This window comes from Nocardioides sp. NPDC047086 (assembly GCF_040643685.1).
In the GTDB taxonomy this organism is placed as follows: Bacteria; Actinomycetota; Actinomycetes; order Propionibacteriales; family Nocardioidaceae; genus Nocardioides.
Window position 1 is genome coordinate 103,796 of the sequence record NZ_JBEYUV010000012.1, and the last position, 16,959, is coordinate 120,754.

General features: G+C 68.6%; 12 protein-coding genes. 5 read left to right on the top strand and 7 right to left on the bottom strand.

Features of this window, described 5'->3' with window-relative positions; translation table 11 throughout:
- The first annotated feature begins 16 nt into the window (after positions 1-16).
- A complete protein-coding gene (locus tag ABZ796_RS11540) occupies positions 17-1,345 on the top strand; it encodes an ornithine cyclodeaminase family protein (protein ID WP_357337014.1) in 1,329 nt (442 codons plus the stop codon).
- Here the strand turns inward: ABZ796_RS11540 and ABZ796_RS11545 are convergent.
- Both ABZ796_RS11545 and ABZ796_RS11550 read right to left on the bottom strand, forming a co-directional pair.
- Positions 1,342-2,280 (bottom strand): NUDIX domain-containing protein, encoded by a 939-nt coding sequence (locus ABZ796_RS11545; protein ID WP_357337015.1) that lies wholly within the window; start codon positions 2,278-2,280, stop codon positions 1,342-1,344. The two genes, ABZ796_RS11540 and ABZ796_RS11545, sit on opposite strands and share 4 nt — an antisense overlap.
- Positions 2,280-3,512, bottom strand: a complete 1,233-nt coding sequence (locus ABZ796_RS11550; RefSeq protein WP_357337016.1) for a geranylgeranyl reductase family protein — start codon at positions 3,510-3,512, stop codon at positions 2,280-2,282. Before ABZ796_RS11550 ends, ABZ796_RS11545 begins: the two co-directional genes overlap by 1 nt.
- 126 nt (positions 3,513-3,638) lie before the next feature.
- Between ABZ796_RS11550 and ABZ796_RS11555 the strand changes: the two genes are divergently transcribed.
- The 3 genes from ABZ796_RS11555 to ABZ796_RS11565 are packed head-to-tail and all read left to right on the top strand — an operon-like array spanning position 3,639 to position 6,435.
- Positions 3,639-4,697, top strand: coding sequence for an iron ABC transporter permease (locus ABZ796_RS11555; RefSeq protein ID WP_357337017.1), 1,059 nt, complete (start codon positions 3,639-3,641; stop codon positions 4,695-4,697).
- Positions 4,698-4,714: 17 nt separating this feature from the next.
- Positions 4,715-5,683, top strand: coding sequence for an ABC transporter substrate-binding protein (locus tag ABZ796_RS11560; protein WP_357337019.1), 969 nt, complete (start codon positions 4,715-4,717; stop codon positions 5,681-5,683).
- Positions 5,680-6,435 (top strand): ABC transporter ATP-binding protein, encoded by a 756-nt coding sequence (locus ABZ796_RS11565; protein WP_357337021.1) that lies wholly within the window; start codon positions 5,680-5,682, stop codon positions 6,433-6,435. The genes ABZ796_RS11560 and ABZ796_RS11565 overlap by 4 nt, the downstream gene beginning before the upstream one ends.
- Positions 6,436-6,443: 8 nt before the next feature.
- On the opposite strand, the gene ABZ796_RS11570 is transcribed toward ABZ796_RS11565, so the two are convergent.
- The 3 genes from ABZ796_RS11570 to ABZ796_RS11580 all read right to left on the bottom strand — a co-directional run bounded on the left by ABZ796_RS11570 (position 6,444) and on the right by ABZ796_RS11580 (position 8,173).
- Positions 6,444-6,929, bottom strand: coding sequence for a pyridoxamine 5'-phosphate oxidase family protein (locus tag ABZ796_RS11570; RefSeq protein WP_357337022.1), 486 nt, complete (start codon positions 6,927-6,929; stop codon positions 6,444-6,446).
- 64 nt (positions 6,930-6,993) lie between these two features.
- Positions 6,994-7,455 carry a DUF4232 domain-containing protein gene (locus tag ABZ796_RS11575; protein WP_357337023.1) on the bottom strand — a complete coding sequence of 154 codons (462 nt, stop codon included), beginning with the start codon at positions 7,453-7,455 and terminating at the stop codon, positions 6,994-6,996.
- Positions 7,456-7,756: 301 nt separating this feature from the next.
- Complete coding sequence (locus tag ABZ796_RS11580) at positions 7,757-8,173, bottom strand: helix-turn-helix domain-containing protein (protein ID WP_357337024.1); 417 nt, start codon at positions 8,171-8,173, stop codon at positions 7,757-7,759.
- Between the two features lie 109 nt (positions 8,174-8,282).
- Here ABZ796_RS11580 and ABZ796_RS11585 point away from each other — a divergent pair, with 109 nt between their 5' ends.
- A complete protein-coding gene (locus ABZ796_RS11585) occupies positions 8,283-9,164 on the top strand; it encodes an alcohol dehydrogenase catalytic domain-containing protein (RefSeq protein ID WP_357337026.1) in 882 nt (293 codons plus the stop codon).
- 56 nt (positions 9,165-9,220) lie between these two features.
- Here the strand turns inward: ABZ796_RS11585 and ABZ796_RS11590 are convergent, their stop codons facing one another.
- Together ABZ796_RS11590 and rpoB are read right to left on the bottom strand one after the other, a co-directional pair.
- On the bottom strand, positions 9,221-13,096 hold the full coding sequence (locus ABZ796_RS11590) for a DNA-directed RNA polymerase subunit beta' (RefSeq protein ID WP_357337027.1): 3,876 nt from the start codon (positions 13,094-13,096) through the stop codon (positions 9,221-9,223).
- Between the two features lie 86 nt (positions 13,097-13,182).
- Complete coding sequence (gene rpoB / locus ABZ796_RS11595) at positions 13,183-16,653, bottom strand: DNA-directed RNA polymerase subunit beta (RefSeq protein WP_357337029.1); 3,471 nt, start codon at positions 16,651-16,653, stop codon at positions 13,183-13,185.
- Between the last annotated feature and the right edge of the window lie 306 nt (positions 16,654-16,959).

Consider the following 16,959-nt stretch of genomic DNA (forward strand, 5'->3'; position numbering starts at 1 on the left):
CGTCTACGGTGGCGGAGTGACCGTCAGGATTCTCTCCGCCACCGACGTACGCAGCATCTTCACGCCCCAGCTCGCGCTGGAGTCCCAACGCGAGGCGTTCACCCGCCTCGGCGCCGGGGAGGCCGTCCAGCCTCCCCGGCTGCTCGTTCCGGGGCCTGACTCATCGGTCTCCTTCTGCTACTCCTCGCGGATCGCCCCCGACGCTCCCGCGGTGAGCAAGTTCGGAAGCGTGAACCCTTCGAATGCCGCTCGTGGTCTCGGCGCCGTGCACTCGGTCATCACGGTCCTCGACGCCGATACCGGCGCACCGCGCGCGATCATCAACGGCGACAGCGTCACCGGTCTGCGCACCTCGGCAGCGACCACGCTCGCCATGCAGCATCTCGCCCCCGACGCCCGGACCGTGCTCGTCGTCGGGACCGGCGCCCAGGCCCGCGCCCACCTCGACGCCTTCGCCGTGACCCACCCCGACGCCGAGCTCCAGGTCTTCGGCCGGAACCCGGCCGCCGCCACCGACCTCGCCGCCGAGCACGGTGCCACCGCGAAGGCCGACCTGGAACAGGCCGTACGCCACGCCGACATCATCGTCCTCTGCACCTCGTCCCTCACCCCGGTGATCGAGGATGCCTGGGTCACCGACGGCACCACGGTCGCCAGCGTCGGCTCCTTCGCCCCCGACCGTGTCGAGCTGCCGCCGTCGCTGCTGGCCCGCTCCACGGTCGTGGTCGACTACCGCGCTTCCGCGCTCACCGACTCCGGCCCCGTCGTCGAAGCCATCGGCTCAGGCTCGGTCGACCCCGACCAGATCGCCGACCTCGGCGCCCTCCTGACCGGTGTGGCCACCCTCGACCGCCACCTCCGACGTCGTCACCTACCTTTCCGTGGGCGTCGGTGTCCAGGACGCCGCCGCGGCGGCGGTGATCCTGACCGCGGCCGAGGCGCACGACGTCGGCGCCCAAGCCGACCTGGGCTAGGAGCAATGCCCCGAAGTCAAGGGGCGGGCTGGTTGTCGCTGGCAGGTCACGAAGTGATGAGGGCGACCACGCCGGGCCCCGACCCTGGGCGAACAAATCTTCTTTCACCCTGGGAGCGTGAACGAATCTTCTTTCACCCCCGACATGTGAACGAACATTCCTTCACCCCCGACACGCGAACGAACATTCCTTCACCCCCGACACGCGAACGAACATTCCTTCACCCCCGACACGCGAACGAACATTCCTTCAACCGGGACGCACCTGACCCGCCAGAGATACACCCCCGCCCCGATCCGGGCGGCTCGCGAAGCGACCGCCGCTCGCCCGCATGCGTTCCCGGCGCCGTTCGCCGCAGCGCGCCCGACTAGGAGGCGGCCCTCTTCTCGGCGTCGAGGGCCGCGGTGACCACGTCGAGGAGCGGCAGGGTCGCCAGCTCGTCGCGGGTCACCCAACGTACGGCGTCGGTGGTGCCGTCCTGCTCGACCACTCGTGGCTCCGCGTCGTCGGGGACGGTCGCCGCAAAGATGAGATGGACGCCGTGGAACTCCTCGTGACGACCGCTGGGGGCCGTGCCGGTGATGTTCACGTCGTGCACGTCGAGCACGGCGCCGACCTCGCAGGTGAGGCCGCACTCCTCGGCGACCTCACGGACCAGCGCCTCGCGCGGCTGCTCACCGAAGTCGACCCCGCCACCGGGCAACGTCCACGAGCCCGAGTGGTAGCCGAGCGGCGAGATCCGGGTGAGCAGGATCGCGTCGTCGGAGGGGCGGGTGATGAAGGCGTACGCAGCCAAGCGCTGCATCCGCGCCGGCTTGTGCACCTCGAGGGCGTCGGTGACCAGCGGAGACGTCGGGATCTCGCCGCTCGTCACCGCGGCCAGAGGCAGCCAGGCCGCCTCCGCGGTGGACCCGTCGACCTCCATCGTCTGCGGTTCGGGAGCGTCGTGGGGCACCCAGCCGTCGTAGACGATCCGGATCGCGTGGGAGTTGACCCGCCGGCCCAGCCGCCAGGCCTTGGCCTGGTGGACGGAGTAGACCCGTGCCTCGACGCCGACCTCGACCGGCACCCCGGCCTCCTCGTAGACCTCACGCACGACCGCGTCGCGCGGGTCCTCGCCGTGGTCGATCCCGCCACCGGGCAGCGTCCACCGCTCCTCCGGCGTGACCTTCTCCGAGAGCCGGCTGAGTAGGATCTCCGGCTCGGCGGCCGCACCGGCCCGGATGATGACGGCGTACGCCCCCACCCGCTGCACCTTCGGAAGCTTGCGTCGCCGCCCGCCGCGGCCCCGATTCCGCGTCGCCATCAGCTGAACGGGGGTCGGGAGTCGAGAGCCAACGAGCGGCGACCGGCCCAGCGCCACACCTTGGCGGCCCGGTCGCGGTCCTCCTCGGTGACCAGGTTGCCCATCCACCGCAGCGCCAGCGTCATCAGCCAGTCGGAACGCATTCCCGCAGGTCCAAGGGTGGATACCAGACGGGGGCGGGTCGCGATCCCGGCCAGGCGGCGGGCGACGGAGAACGCCTCGCCGTAGTGCTCGCGCAGGGTAGCCGGCCATGCCGTGGCCAGATCCTCGCCCGCGACCAGCGCGTCGGCGACCATCCGCCCGGTCTCCAAGCCGTAGTCGATCCCCTCGCCGTTGAGCGGGTTCACGCACCCGGCGGCATCGCCGATCAGTGCCCAGTTTGCGCCCGCGACCCCGGAGACCGCACCACCCATCGGCAGCAGGGCGGACTTCTCCGCCCGCAGCTCACCCTTGAGGCCGAACTCCTCACGGCACTGCTCGGTGTAGTGCCTCATTAGCGGCTTGATCGCGATGTCGGCAGGCCGCTTCGAGGTCGCCAGCGCACCGGCGCCGATGTTCACCTCGCCCGATCCCAGCGGGAAGATCCAGCCATACCCCGGCAGCGCCTCGCCGGACTCGTCGCGCAGCTCGAGGTGGGAGGAGATCCACTCGTCGTCGGCCTGGTCGGAGGCGATGTAGGCCCGTCCGGCGACGCCGTAGACGGTGTCGCGGTGCCACTCCCGCCCCAGCACCTTGCCCAGCGGCGAGCGCACGCCGTCGGCCACCACGACCGACCGGCAGGCGACCTCCTGGCCGCCCGCGAAGACGACCGCGGCGATCCGATCGCCGTCCCATCGCACATCGACCGCACGCACGCCATCGACGGCCGTCGCGCCGGACTTGATCGCCACGGTGCGCAGATGGTCGTCGAGCTCGGTGCGCGGCACCGCGGACCCCCACGACGGCAGGGTTCCTCCCGGCCACGGCAGGTGCAGCGTCTGCCCGAAGCCGTGCGCCCGCAGGCCCTTCGAAACCGGGTGCGCGCGCAGCCAGTCCTCCAGCCCGAGCCGGACCAGCTCGTGGGTCGCGCGCGGGGTCAGCCCGTCGCCACAGGTCTTGTCACGCGGGAAGACGGCCGCGTCGGTCAGCAGGACATCGACCCCGGCACGCGCCAGCCAGGCCGCCGCGGCCGAGCCCGCGGGCCCTGCCCCCACGACGAGCACGTCAGCTGACTGCGGAAGGGACGAGGTCATGCGCATATCTTCCCAGAACCGGCCAGCGGCCCGCGAAAGAACCCTCACCTCCGACCGAAACCGGCCTCTGCTAGGTTATTGCAAGTTCTTCGCATTAGTCTCGCTGCAGCCTCGGAAGGCCCCCACGTGCACGACCCTCTCGGCGTACGGCGCCGCCGCCGGCGCGCCGTCGGCTGGCTCCTGGGCCTCCTCGCGGCCGCCGTGGCGACGGTCGTCGTCGCGGTCGGGCTGGGCGCTGCGTACGTCACCCCGGGGACGGTCGCCCAGATCCTCGGCCACCACCTCCTCGGCCTGCCCGAGGCCGGCTGGAAGGCCACCGAGGAGGCGATCGTGTGGAAGGTACGCCTCCCCCGCGTCCTTCTCGGCGCCCTGGTCGGCGCGGGCCTGGCCGTCACCGGCATGGCGCTGCAAGCGATGGTCCGCAACATGCTCGCCGACCCCTACCTGCTCGGGATCAACTCCGGCGCCTCCAGCGGCGCGGCGGCAGCGATCCTCTTCGGCGCAGGCACGGGCCTGGGGGCGTACGCCCTGCCCGGCTCCGCCTTCCTCGGCGCCCTGGCGGCGTCGTTCCTGGTCTTCGCCCTCGCCCGCAGCGGCGGTCGGGTCACCTCGCTGCGGCTGCTGCTCTCCGGCGTCGCGGTCGGCTACCTGCTCTACGGCCTGACCAGCTTCCTGATCTTCGCCTCGGGTTCGGCCGAGGGCGCCCGGTCGGTGATGTTCTGGCTGCTCGGCTCGCTCGGCCTGGCCCAGTGGGACGGCCTGCTGGCCGTCGTCGCCGTCGCCGTACTCGCCACCGTCACCCTGCTGACCCTCTCCGGTCGCGGTCTCGACGCGCTCGCGATCGGCGACGAGACCGCCCACACCCTCGGCATCTCCCCCGACCGCTTCCGCACCCTGCTGCTGATCGTCGTGGCGCTGACCGTGGGCGTGGTCGTCTCGGCCGCCGGCAGCATCGGCTTCGTCGGCCTGGTCGTGCCACACCTGGCCCGGCGGGCCGTCGGCTCCGCCCACTCCGTGGCGGTCCCGGCCGCCGCCCTCATGGGCGCGATCCTGCTGGTCTGGGCCGACGTGCTCGCCCGGGTGCTCCTCCAGCCCCAGGAGATCCCGATCGGGATCGTCACCGCGCTCCTCGGCGCCCCGTTCCTCATCGTCCTCATCCGGCGCTTCTCCGCGCGCGACGTCTGACCCCTCAGGAGCCACGAATGATCCGCCCCACGATCGCCACCGCCGCCCTCGTACTCGCCACGACCACCGGCTGCGGCACCGACGCCGCCGGCACCGGCGCGACCGCGGAAGGCTTCCCGGTCACCGTCGAGAACTGCGGGGCAGAGGTCACGTTCGACGCCCCGCCGGAGCGCGTGGTGATGCTGAAGAGCTCCGCAGTGCCCTACCTGCACGCCCTCGGCGTGATGGACCAGGTCGTGGCCAGGGCCGGCGAGTACCCCGCCGACTACTACAACGCCGAGACGCAGGCCGAGCTCGACGACATCCCGCTGCTCACCGACGAGATGGACACCAGCGGCCACCTGCAGATCTCCAAGGAGATCGTGATCGCCGAGGAGCCCGACCTGGTCCTCGGCGAGGTCGACAACCTCTCCCGGTACACCCTCGACGCCGTCGACATCGATCTCCTAGAGGAGCCGGCGATGTGCCCCGAGGGTGTCGACGACCCCGGCTTCGACGACGTCTACAGCCAGCTGGAGACCTACGGCCAGGTCTTCGACCGCGAGGACGAAGCCGCCCAGGCTGTCGCTGACCTGCGCAAACGCGTGACAGAGCTGGAGACGAAGAAGGTCGGCGAAGGACGTACGGCGGCGGTGCTCTACCCGACCATCGGCGGCGGTGTGACCTACGCCTACGGCACCAGGTCGATGGCCCATCCGCAGCTGGAGGCGGCCGGGTTCGAGGACGTCTTCGCCGACGTCGACGAGCGCGTCTTCGAGGTCTCGACCGAGGATCTCCTCGAGCGCGACCCCGACGTGATCATCCTGCTCCACAACGCCGGCGACCCGAAGAAGGTCGAGGAGTCGATCACCCAGCTCGCCGGCGCCGAGGATCTCACCGCGGTCAGGAACGGCGACGTCATGGCCCAGCTGTTCAACTTCACCGAGCCGCCCTCGGCGCTCTCCGTCGACGGCCTGGAGCGGATCATCGACAGGTTCGCGCAGTGATCGAGGCCGCTGGCCTGTCCTGGACGTACGGCACGACGACCATCCTCGAGGACGTCGACGTCGCCTCCCACGAGGGCCGGGTGCTGGGTCTGATCGGCCCGAACGGCAGCGGCAAGACGACCCTGCTCCGGCTGCTGTACGGCGCCCTGCGCGGCAGTGGCACCGTCGAGATCGACGGCGACGAACTCGCCGGACTGCCGGCCAAGCAGGTGGCCCGGCGCCTGGCCGTCGTCGTCCAGGAGTCCGGCACGGACACGTCTCTGACCGCCGGCGAGATGGTGTTGCTGGGACGTACGCCGCACCTGTCCGCCTTCGCCAGGGCCGGCGAGCACGACCTGGAGGTCGCCGCGGACTGCCTCGAGCGCGTGGGTGGCACCCACCTCGGTCCCCGCTCCTTCGCCGCTCTTTCCGGCGGCGAGCGGCAGCGGGTGCTCATCGCCCGGGCGCTGGCGCAGGAGGCGACCCACCTGCTCCTCGACGAGCCGACCAACCACCTCGACATCCGCTACCAGCACGAGATCCTTTCCCTGGTGCGGAAGCTCGGGACGACCGCGATCATCGTGCTCCACGACCTCAACCTGGCGGCCCGCTACTGCGACGACCTGGTGCTGCTCGACCGGCGCCACGTCGCGGCGCGCGGCACGGTCGACGAGGTCCTGCGTCCAGAGATCCTGGAGCCGGTCTACGACATCGGCATCGAGCGGCTCGAGCTGCGCGAGGAGATCCATCTCCTCTTCCGCCCGGTGACCTGAGGCAGGCCTCAGAGCTCCGGTGCCGCCTCGACGCGAGTCTCCGGCGCCGCCTCGTCGTCCGGGTCGACACCGGGCAGGTGCGCTTCCCAGAGCTCGACCTCCATCACATAGAGCCGCAGCGACGCCTCGCCACGCAGCTCGGCGGGCTTGAACGCCCGGGCCGTCCCGATCAGCCGGTGGAACGCCACCTCGCAGCGCTTCTCGAGCTCGAAGTCGGGCACCTGACGCGCCATCCCGGTGACGTACGCAGCGCTCGCACCCGACCCCGGCGGCACCGAGGAGTCGAAGATGACCCCGGCGACGCGGGGGTCCCGGACGATGTTGCGCGAGTGCTGCGCGTCGGGCGCCGAGACCCAGTAGAGATCCCGGTACCCGTCGTGGGAGAAGTAGACCGGCGAGGTGCGCGGCCGCCCGTCGGGATCCGTGGTCGCCAGCACCAGGTAGGCGACGCCGTCGACGATCCCGCGGACGTGTCTGTCCAGATCAGCTGCCATGCCCCAGAGGGTAAACGACTTTATCGCCGGTGACCGGCCTATATGCCTGGCAGTTGTCGGCGTACTAGTGGAACGCGTGGTGGGACAGGAGCGACACGTCCTTGTCCGCACACCCCGTGGTCTCGTGACGTACGAACTGGGAGTCGTAGGAGTCCGGAACGAAGACCCGGAACCCGTCCACCTTGGTCGGCTTGCAGGCCGAGTCCGGATAGTTCTCCGCCGTCGACTCGGAGACCTCGCTCACCGCCACCTGGCCCGGCTTCATGATCACCGTGCGCCACTTGCCCTCGCGGGCCGCCGGGGCGCCGATCTGGGTGCCGTCGCCACCCCCGACGTACGACAGCCCGCCGAAGCCACCGAGGGCACACGCACGGTCGGAGACGTTGGTCAGCGTGATCTCGCCGAACCGTGATCCCGCGCCCGCGTCGGTCGCGCGGTAGCCCGCCTTCAGGTCGGCGTCGGCGCACTTCGGCGTCTTCGGATCCGCCGACGCAGGACCCGAAGGAGAAGAGGACTCAGTCCTCACCGGCGAACCCCCCGTGGCCGCCGGTGAGGACTGAGTCGGGGACGATGGTGTGCTGCTCGCTTGGGCGGGATCCGCGGTCCCGGAGGCAGATGGTGACGAGTCGACCGCCCCGTCCGTCGTCGACCCACAACCTCCCACCGCGAGCACGCCGAGGATCCCGATTCCGACCACCATCAGTCGTAGGTGCCGCATCTTCGCTCCTCGAGTAGCAGATGCCAGCCAGATACATCCAGCCAGTTTCATCGTCCCAACCCTGAGACGCGCGGCCGGCCCGCTTCGTTGCGTCGAACTCCGAGAAATCTCAGACCCTGCTGTCGTACGCCTTCCGCGCCTCGTCCACCTCGGGCATGTGCTCCTCGGCCCAGGCCTTGAGGTGGCCGATGACCGGCAGCAGCGTCTGTCCGAGCGGGGTGAGCTCGTAGTCGGTCCGCACCGGCACCGACGGGGTCACCGTGCGGATCAGCAGGCCGTCGCGCTCCATCTTCCGCAGCGACTGCGTCAGCATCTTCTGGCTCACCCCCTCGATCTGCGAGGCCAGCTCCGAATACCTCAGCGGCCCACGGAGTCCCAGGGCCACGATCGCCAGGCTCACCCACTTGTCACCGATCGTGTCCAGCAGCCGCCGGCTCGGACACAGCGCCGAGAACGCGTCGAATCCGCCGCGCTCGAATCCGCCGCGCTCGAATCCGCTGGGCCGCTCGGCCGTCGTCGTCCCCATGGCAAACCTCCAGGTGCGTACGCCACTTCAAAGTGCCTTCTTCCCAAAGGAGAGTAGGGCACCGAAAGTAGTACACGCAACCAACCAACGACCGCAAAGGACGAACACCATGTACGCACTCATCTCCCGCGCCGGCGACCCGACCCCGCGCCTCGAGGAGCTCCCGGCTCAGCCGCTCGGCCCCGAAGACGTCCGTGTCGAGGTGGCCGCCGCCGGGTTCACCCTCTTCGACGCCTTCGTCGCCGGCGACCACGCGGCCATCGGGCTCCCCGACGTGATCGGCCTCGGCTTCGACTTCAGCGGCGTGGTCACCGAGGTCGGCGAGGCCGTCTCCGGGTTCGCCGTCGGCGACCGGGTTGCCGGTCTCCACGGCAATCCCGCCGCAGGCGCCCGCGCCCACGCGACCGAGGTGGTGGTCCCCGCTTCCGCCGCAGCGGCCGTACCCGACGGGCTCACCCTCGAGGCGGCCGCCGCGGCTCCGCTCAACGCGCTCACCGCCCGCCAGGCGCTCGACCTGCTCGGCATCGAGCGCGGCAGCCTCCTCGTCACCGGTGCCGCCGGCGGCGTCGGTCTGTGGGCGCTGGGGCTGGCGAAAGCCGACGGTTGGACGGTCGACGCCCTGGTACGCCCCGGCACCGAGCACCTCGCCACCGGCGCCGACCACGCCGTCACCGAGATCGAGCCGCACGCGCACGACGCCGTCCTCGATCTGGCGGCGCTCGACGAACCGGCCCTGGCCGGCGTACGCGACGGGGGCCGCTACGTCAGCGTCAAGCCAGGCCGCGCGCCAGCGCCTGAGCGCGGTATCGAGGTCTCGACCGCGCTGAACCAGCCCGACGGCGGGGTGCTCGCCGACCTACTCCCGTTGGCGGCAGATGGCACGGTGCCGACGCGGATCGCCGCGACCCGCCCCCTGAGCAAAGCCGCCGAGGCCTACCAGGAGGCGACGGCCGCACCCGGCTCTGACGGCCGCTGGCTGCTGATCCCCTGAAACAAAGGCGAAGGCCCCGCCTCCCGGAGGAGACGGGGCCTTCAGGACCACGCGGTTCAGCTCTGGTAGGAGCCGAAGTCGAAGTCGTCCAGCGCGACGGCCTGGCCGCCGGTGTTGCCGAACTCGTAGTCGTAGTTGTCGTAACCGGTCACGGAGTACGCCGCGGCACGAGCCTCATCGGTCGGCTCGACCTTGATGTTGCGGTAGCGCTCCAGGCCGGTGCCGGCCGGGATGAGCTTACCGATGATGACGTTCTCCTTCAGACCGCGCAGCGAGTCGGAGCGGCCGTTGATGGCAGCGTCGGTGAGGACGCGGGTGGTCTCCTGGAAGGAGGCCGCCGACAGCCAGGACTCGGTGGCCAGCGAGGCCTTGGTGATGCCCATCAGCTCCGGACGACCCGAGGCCGGCTTGCCGCCCTCGGAGACCACGCGCCGGTTCTCCGACTCGAAGTCGATACGGTCGGCCAGGTCGGACGGCAGCAGGTTGGTGTCACCGGACTCGAGCACCGTGATCCGGCGCAGCATCTGCCGCACGATGATCTCGATGTGCTTGTCGTGGATCGACACACCCTGGCTCCGGTAGACCTGCTGGACCTCGTCGACGAGGTGCTGCTGCGTCTTGCGGACACCGAGGATACGGAGGACCTCCTTGGGGTCCGGCGTACCGATGGTCAGCGCCTGGCCGACCTCGATGTGGTCGCCGTCGGCAACCCGCAGACGCGAGCGGCGCGACACGACGTACTCCTTGACCTCGGAGCCGTCGTCCGGGGTGACCAGGACCTTGCGGGCCTTGTCGGTCTCCTCGATCTCGACGCGACCGGCGACCTCGGAGATCGGCGTGACACCCTTCGGCGTACGCGCCTCGAAGAGCTCGACGACACGCGGCAGACCCTGCGTGATGTCGTCGGCCGAGGCCACACCACCGGTGTGGAACGTACGCATGGTCAGCTGGGTGCCGGGCTCACCGATGGACTGGGCGGCGATGATGCCGACCGCCTCACCGATGTCGACGAGCTTGCCGGTGGCCAGCGAGCGGCCGTAGCACTTGGCACACGTACCCGTGCGGGCCTCACAGGTGAGGACCGAACGGACCTTGACCTCGGTGATGCCGGCGCGAACCAGCTCCTCGATCTTGACGTCGCCCAGGTCCTCACCGGCGACCGCGAGAACCTCGCCGGTCGACGGGTGCTCGATGTCGACGGCAGCCGTGCGAGCGTACGCAGCGGTCTCGGCGTTGTCGTCCTTGACGACGACGCCACCCTGGTCGACACCGATGACCTTCGGCAGGCCGCGCTCGGTGCCGCAGTCGTCCTCACGGATGATGACGTCCTGCGAGACGTCCACCAGACGACGGGTCAGGTAACCCGAGTCGGCGGTACGCAGCGCGGTGTCGGCCAGACCCTTACGAGCACCGTGGGTGGAGATGAAGTACTCCAGGACGGAGAGACCCTCGCGGAAGTTCGACTTGATCGGCCGCGGGATGATCTCGCCCTTCGGGTTGGCCACCAGGCCTCGCATGGCGCCGACCTGGCGGATCTGGTTGAAGTTACCCGAGGCACCCGAGGTGACCTGCATGAAGATCGGGTTCTTGCGGTCGAACGCCGCCTCCATCGCAGCACCGACGACCTTGGCGGCCTCGGTCCAGATCTCGACGAGCTCCTGACGGCGCTCCTCGTCGGTGACCAGACCACGCTCGAACTGCTTCTGCACCTTGGCAGCCTGGGTCTCGAACGTCTCCAGGATCTCGGCCTTGTTCGGCGGCGTGGTGACGTCGTCGATCGAGACCGTGACACCCGAACGGGTGGCCCAGTGGAAGCCGTTGTCCTTGAGCGCGTCCAGCGACGCCGCGACCTCGACCTTGGTGTAACGCTCGGCCAGGTCGTTGATGATCGCGCCGAGCTGCTTCTTACCGACCTCGTAGTTCACGAAGGGGTAGTCGGCGGGGAGGGTGTCGTTGAAGATCACCCGGCCCAGCGTGGTCTCGAGGACGAGCGGCTCGCCCTCGGTCCAGCCCTCCGGCACGTCGTAGCCGATCGGCGGGACGATGTCGTCGAGGCGAATCTTGATCTTCGACTGCAGCGTGATCTCGAGGTGGTCGAAGGCCATGATGGCCTCGGCCGGGGACGAGAAGGCACGACCCTCGCCGACCTCACCCTCGCGGTCGGAGGTGATGAAGTAGAGACCGATGATCATGTCCTGGGTCGGCATGGTGACCGGACGACCGTCGGACGGCTTGAGGATGTTGTTGGTCGAGAGCATCAGGATGCGAGCCTCGGCCTGGGCCTCCGCCGACAGCGGCAGGTGGACAGCCATCTGGTCGCCGTCGAAGTCCGCGTTGAACGCGGTGCAGACGAGCGGGTGCAGCTGGATGGCCTTACCCTCGATCAGCTGGGGCTCGAAGGCCTGGATGCCGAGGCGGTGCAGGGTGGGCGCACGGTTCAGCAGAACCGGGTGCTCGGTGATGACCTCTTCGAGGACGTCCCACACGACCGGGCGAGCACGCTCGACCATCCGCTTGGCGGACTTGATGTTCTGAGCGTGGCTCAGGTCCACCAGGCGCTTCATCACGAACGGCTTGAACAGCTCCAGGGCCATCTGCTTCGGCAGACCGCACTGGTGCAGCTTGAGCTGCGGACCCGACACGATGACCGAACGGCCGGAGTAGTCGACGCGCTTACCGAGCAGGTTCTGACGGAAGCGGCCCTGCTTGCCCTTGAGCATGTCGGAGAGCGACTTCAGCGGACGGTTGCCCGGCCCGGTGACCGGGCGGCCACGACGACCGTTGTCGAAGAGCGAGTCGACGGCCTCCTGCAGCATCCGCTTCTCGTTGTTCACGATGATCTCGGGGGCACCGAGGTCGAGGAGACGCTTGAGGCGGTTGTTGCGGTTGATCACGCGACGGTAGAGGTCGTTGAGGTCGGAGGTCGCGAAGCGGCCACCGTCGAGCTGCACCATCGGGCGCAGGTCCGGCGGGATGACCGGGACGGCGTCGAGCACCATGCCGGTCGGCTGGTTGCCGGTCTTGCGGAAGGCGTCGACGACCTTGAGGCGCTTGAGCGCGCGGACCTTGCGCTGACCCTTGCCGGTGGCGATGGTCTCGCGCAGGTTCTCGACCTCGGCCTCGATGTCGAAGTTCTCGAGGCGCTTCTGGATCGCCGTGGCGCCCATGTGGCCCTCGAAGTACTTGCCGAACCAGGTCTTCATCTCGCGGTAGAGCAGCTCGTCGCCCATGAGGTCCTGGACCTTCAGGTTCTTGAAGGTGTCCCAGACCTCGTCGAGACGGTTGACCTCACGCTCGGTGCGGTCGCGCAGCTGCTTCATCTCGCGCTCGGCGCCGTCCTTGACCTTGCGCTTGGCGTCGGACTTGGCGCCCTCGGCCTCGAGCGCGGCCAGGTCGGTCTCGAGCTTCTTGGCGCGGTCGTTGATCGCCACGTCGAGCCGGCCGGTCAGCATCTTGCGCTGCTGGTCGACCTTGGCCTCGAGCGAGGACAGGTCGCGGTGACGCGCGTCCTCGTCGACCGAGGTGATCATGTACGCAGCGAAGTAGATGACCTTCTCCAGGTCCTTCGGAGCGAGGTCGAGCAGGTAGCCCAGCCGCGACGGAACGCCCTTGAAGTACCAGATGTGGGTCACCGGAGCGGCGAGCTCGATGTGGCCCATGCGCTCGCGGCGTACCTTCGAGCGGGTGACCTCGACGCCACAGCGCTCGCAGATGATGCCCTTGAAGCGCACGCGCTTGTACTTGCCGCAGTAGCACTCCCAGTCCCGGGTGGGACCGAAGATCTTCTCGCAGAAGAGGCCGTCACGCTCGGGCTTGAGCGTGCGGTAGTTGATGGTCTCAGGCTTCTTGACCTCGCCGTGGCTCCACGCGCGGATCTCGTCCGCGGTGGCCAGGCCGATCTTGAGCTGATCGAAGAAGTTGACGTCGAGCACGGTGGCTTCCAGTTCCTTCGTTAGTTCTTGGAAAGTTAAAGGGGACTGAGGGTGGGAGGTACGCCCGGAGGCGTACCTCCCGCTCGTCAGACTTCCTCTACGGAAGAGGGCTCGCGACGGGAGAGGTCGATGCCGAGCTCCTCGGCGGCGCGGAAGACGTCTTCCTCCGCGTCACGGAGCTCGATCGCCGAACCGTCCTGGCTCAGCACCTCGACGTTCAGGCACAGCGACTGCATCTCCTTGACGAGAACCTTGAACGACTCCGGGATACCCGAGTCGGGGATGTTCTCGCCCTTGACGATCGCCTCGTACACCTTCACACGGCCGGGCACGTCGTCCGACTTGATGGTCAGGAGCTCCTGCAGGGCGTAGGCGGCGCCGTACGCCTCCATCGCCCAGACCTCCATCTCACCGAAGCGCTGGCCACCGAACTGGGCCTTACCGCCGAGCGGCTGCTGGGTGATCATCGAGTACGGACCGGTCGAACGCGCGTGGATCTTGTCGTCGACCAGGTGGTGCAGCTTGAGGATGTACATGTAGCCCACGGCCACCGGCTCCGGGAACGGCTCGCCGGAGCGACCGTCGAAGAGGCGGGCCTTGCCGTCGGTGCCGACCACACGCCGACCGTCCCGGTTGGGGAGGGTCGCGCTGAGCAGACCGGTGATCTCGTCCTCACGCGCACCGTCGAAGACCGGGGTGGCCACCTTGGTGCCCGGGTCGGCCTTGTCGGCGTGGATCTTGATGAGGCGCTGCTTCCAGGCGCTGTCCTCGGGGTCCTCGGAGAGGTTGAGGTCCCAACCCTGCTTGGCGAGCCAGCCGAGGTGGAGCTCCAGGACCTGTCCGATGTTCATACGACGCGGAACACCGAGCGGGTTGAGCAGCACGTCGACCGGGGTGCCGTCCTCCATGAACGGCATGTCCTCGACCGGCAGGATCTTCGCGATGACGCCCTTGTTGCCGTGACGGCCGGCGAGCTTGTCACCCACGGAGATCTTGCGCTTCTGCGCCACGTAGACCCGAACCAGCTGGTTCACGCCCGGGGGCAGCTCGTCGCCCTCCTCACGGTCGAAGACGCGGACACCGATGACGGTGCCCTCCTCGCCGTGCGGAACCTTCATCGAGGTGTCGCGGACCTCGCGCGCCTTCTCACCGAAGATCGCGCGGAGCAGGCGCTCCTCCGGGGTCAGCTCGGTCTCGCCCTTCGGGGTGACCTTGCCGACCAGGATGTCACCGGTGGTGACCTCGGCGCCGATGCGGATGATGCCGCGCTCGTCGAGGTCGGCCAGCATCTCCTCGGAGACGTTCGGGATGTCCCGGGTGATCTCCTCCGGACCCAGCTTGGTGTCGCGGGCGTCGACCTCGTGCTCCTCGATGTGGATCGAGGTGAGGTAGTCCTGCTGCACCAGACGCTGGGAGAGGATGATCGCGTCCTCGTAGTTGTGGCCCTGCCACGACTGGAAGGCGACCAGGAGGTTGGCACCCAGCGCCATCTCGGCACCCTGGGTCGCCGGACCGTCGGCCAGCGGGGAGCCGACCTCGACCCGGGCGCCCTCGTCGACCAGCGGCTGCTGGTTGACGCAGTTGCCCTGGTTGGAGCGCTCGAACTTGGCGAGCTTGTAGGAGGTGTAGGTGCCGTCGTCGTTGAGGGTCTCGATCAGGTCGGAGGAGACCTCCTTGACCACACCGGCCTTCTTCGCGACGAGCACGTCACCGGCGTCGACCGCCGCGCGGTACTCGATGCCCGTGCCGACCAGCGGCGAGTCGCTGCGGACCAGCGGCACCGCCTGACGCTGCATGTTGGCGCCCATGAGCGCACGGTTGGCGTCGTCGTGCTCGAGGAACGGGATCAGCGCGGTCGCGACCGACACCATCTGGCGCGGCGAGACGTCGATGTAGTCGACCTCGTCGGCCAGGAGCTCGGAGACCTCACCGTCACGCTGGCGGACCAGCACGCGCTCGGTCGCGAACTTCATGTTCTCGTCGACGGCCGCGTTCGCCTGCGCGATGACGTAACGGTCCTCGTCGTCGGCGGTCAGGTAGTCGATCCGGTCGGTGACGACACCGTTCTCGACCTTGCGGTAGGGCGTCTCGACGAAGCCGAACGGGTTGATCCGGCCGAAGGAGGCCAGCGAACCGATCAGGCCGATGTTGGGACCTTCAGGGGTCTCGATCGGGCACATCCGGCCGTAGTGCGACGGGTGGACGTCTCGGACCTCCATGCCGGCGCGGTCACGGGAGAGACCACCCGGGCCGAGAGCCGACAGACGCCGCTTGTGCGTCAGGCCCGCGAGCGGGTTGTTCTGGTCCATGAACTGCGACAGCTGCGAGGTGCCGAAGAACTCCTTCAGCGCAGCGACCACGGGACGGATGTTGATCAGGGACTGCGGCGTGATCGCCTCGACGTCCTGGGTCGTCATCCGCTCGCGCACCACGCGCTCCATACGAGCCAGGCCCGTACGCAGCTGGTTCTGGATCAGCTCGCCGACCGTCCGCATCCGGCGGTTGCCGAAGTGGTCGATGTCGTCGGCGGCGATGTCGATCGTGCCCTGCGGCATGTCGAGCTGCGTACGCCCGTCGTGGAGCGCCACGACGTACTTGATCGTCGCGACGATGTCGTCGACGGTCAGGGTCTGCTGGTCGAAGGCCTCGGTCAGACCGAGCTTCTTGTTGACCTTGTAGCGACCGACCTTGGCGGTGTCGTAGCGCTTCGGGTTGAAGTAGTAGTTGTTCAGCAGCGTCTGCGCGGCCTCACGCGTCGGGGGCTCGCCCGGGCGCAGCTTGCGGTAGATGTCCAGCAGCGCGTCGTCCTGAGCGGTGGTGCTGTCCTTCTCGAGGGTCAGCATCATCGACTCGTACTCGCCGAACTCCTCGCGGATCTGCTCGTTGGTCCAGCCGAGGGCCTTGAGCAGCACCGTGACGTTCTGCTTGCGCTTGCGGTCGAGGCGGACGCCGACCAGGTCGCGCTTGTCGATCTCGAACTCGAGCCAGGCGCCGCGGCTCGGGATCAGCTTGGCGGTGTAGATGTCCTTGTCGGACGTCTTGTCGGCGGTGCGCTCGAAGTAGACGCCCGGGGACCGGACGAGCTGCGAGACGACAACACGCTCGGTGCCGTTGATGACGAAGGTGCCCTGGTCGGTCATGAGCGGGAAGTCGCCCATGAAGACCGTCTGGCCCTTGATCTCACCGGTGTCGTTGTTGGTGAACTCCGCCGAGACATAGAGAGGCGCGGAGTAGGTGAAGTCCTTCTCCTTGCACTCCTCGACGGTGTACTTGGGGTCGTAGAAGACAGGACTCTCGAACGAGAGGGACATCGTCTCCGAGAAGTCCTCGATCGGGGAGATCTCCTCGAAGATCTCCTGTAGACCGGACTTGTGAGACACGTCCTCGCCCGCTGCTTCGCGGGCGGCGACCTGCTCCTGCCAGCGCTCGTTACCGATCAGCCAGTCGAAGCTGTCGGTCTGGAGGGCGAGGAGCTTGGGAAGCTCGAGAGGCTCTGAGATCTTAGCGAAAGAGATGCGGCGAGGGGTGGAGTCACCCGACGAGGTGCGCGCGGCCAAGAGGAATCCTTCGACAAGGTTCGCAGGTGGATTCGCGCTGCCGACCACCGAACAGCCACCGGGCAGGCTGAGGGGCATATGAAGGCATGCGCAAAGCGCCATAGTACGGCACAAAAGCGCACTTCACAACACCGGGCCTCATTAAAGTCCGGCGTACCTTCATTCACACCTGCGGTGCCCGACCGTCAGCGTTGTTCGTGCAGTGCCAATGTCGAGCATCGCGGATGATCATGCGCCCCATCGGCACCCCGGGTCAAGCATCCGCGCCAATCGGTCCGACCCACGGAAAAGTTATTCCAATCACTT

Bases quoted from the DNA above. Each gene is read 5' to 3' on its own strand.
- ABZ796_RS11545 (WP_357337015.1), bottom strand. From the start codon at position 2,280: ATGGCGACGCGGAATCGGGGCCGCGGCGGGCGGCGACGCAAGCTTCCG.
- ABZ796_RS11580 (WP_357337024.1), bottom strand. From the start codon at position 8,173: ATGGGGACGACGACGGCCGAGCGGCCCAGCGGATTCGAGCGCGGCGGA.
- ABZ796_RS11550 (WP_357337016.1), bottom strand. From the start codon at position 3,512: ATGACCTCGTCCCTTCCGCAGTCAGCTGACGTGCTCGTCGTGGGGGCA.
- ABZ796_RS11570 (WP_357337022.1), bottom strand. From the start codon at position 6,929: ATGGCAGCTGATCTGGACAGACACGTCCGCGGGATCGTCGACGGCGTC.
- ABZ796_RS11585 (WP_357337026.1), top strand. From the start codon at position 8,283: ATGTACGCACTCATCTCCCGCGCCGGCGACCCGACCCCGCGCCTCGAG.
- ABZ796_RS11560 (WP_357337019.1), top strand. From the start codon at position 4,715: ATGATCCGCCCCACGATCGCCACCGCCGCCCTCGTACTCGCCACGACC.